This is a genomic window from Flavobacterium amniphilum (genome assembly GCF_023634845.1).
Classification (GTDB): domain Bacteria; phylum Bacteroidota; class Bacteroidia; order Flavobacteriales; family Flavobacteriaceae; genus Flavobacterium; species Flavobacterium amniphilum.
On the sequence record NZ_JAMLJL010000049.1, the window covers coordinates 1 to 1,235 of the forward strand.

Consider the following 1,235-nt stretch of genomic DNA (forward strand, 5'->3'; position numbering starts at 1 on the left):
AAGCCGCATTCCAAGATCAAATCCAAATTTTTAAGCTAAAAATTTATTGATTTCAACATATGGTGTTCCTCTGTTTACAGTTGCAAACACTCTTGATACAATTTTATTTCTGATAATGTTTAAAACCAACATTTTAGGCTTACCTTCTTCTACTCGTTTCTGGTAATACAATTTCAGTTCCTTATCGTGTTGAATGGCACTTATAGCAGACATTGACAATAGACTCTTCATTTTCTTATCGCTAATCGGATGTATTTTATTGCGTCCATTTATACTCGTTCCAGATTGATAAGGATAAGGCACCAATCCACAATAAGCAGAAAACTGTCTTGAACTCTCAAAACGGGTGTAATTATGCGTGTGCAGTAACATTTGAACAGCCAGGACCATCCCAACTCCTTTGACTGTCTTGGACAGTTTGTAATTAGTTGCCATTGTTTGGTCCTGTTTTATCAACTCATTCATTGCTTTCTCTGCTCTTAGAATTTGCTTTTCTAATTGGTTCATATTCTCTTGTAAAATAGACATCGAAACATCTGATTCATCAATTACAATCTCCTGCATCCCTTTGTAAAGGTTCTTGCTTGCCGTGAGCTGTTTGACCAATTGTTCACGCAGGCTCATCATACGCTGCAACTCGATCAGTTTTCGGGCAGGAGGTATTGATGGTGTTAATTCATCCCGTCTAAGCCATGCATAATTGGCTATTTCCCATGCATCTGCTTTATCACTCTTTCCCCGCTTCAATCCCATAGACCGTTTAATTTCTATTGCATTGACACAACAATAACGATAGTTGTTTTCGTAAAGAAAATAACTCAACATTAAGCAATACCAACCTGTATGCTCAAAACAAAACAAGGTTTCCTCCAGATTTATTTTCTGCTTTGTCGCCCAACTAATAACTTGCTTAAACCCCTTCAGATCATTAGTGAATTTCTTGTGAACATTAGTCGTTCTGACATAAAGATCTAATGTCAATTTCGATACGTCAATACCAATGGTTTGTGTAACTTTTTTCATAGATTTGTTTTTAGGAAAAATAAATACCTTGCTGTGCTATCGCCTTTAGCGGGTCTAAAAACCCATCATTCCAAGTAGTACTGGCAAGACCGAAAGTGGAAACGGGACTTATGCGGCTTATAGGTCTCAACCCTACGGAACGTTTTAGTTCACCCGTTTCCTCTTCGGAAAATTAATTATTTTTAGTAATACAAACTAAAGGCGGAACGTTA

The 1,235-nt window shown here is 37.1% G+C and carries 1 protein-coding gene; it reads right to left on the reverse strand.

The window, feature by feature from the left end; genetic code table 11:
* Nucleotides 1–30: 30 nt before the first annotated feature.
* A complete protein-coding gene (locus NAT51_RS19610; RefSeq protein WP_250601809.1) occupies nucleotides 31–1,023 on the reverse strand; it encodes an IS110 family RNA-guided transposase in 993 nt (330 codons plus the stop codon).
* Between the last annotated feature and the right edge of the window lie 212 nt (nucleotides 1,024–1,235).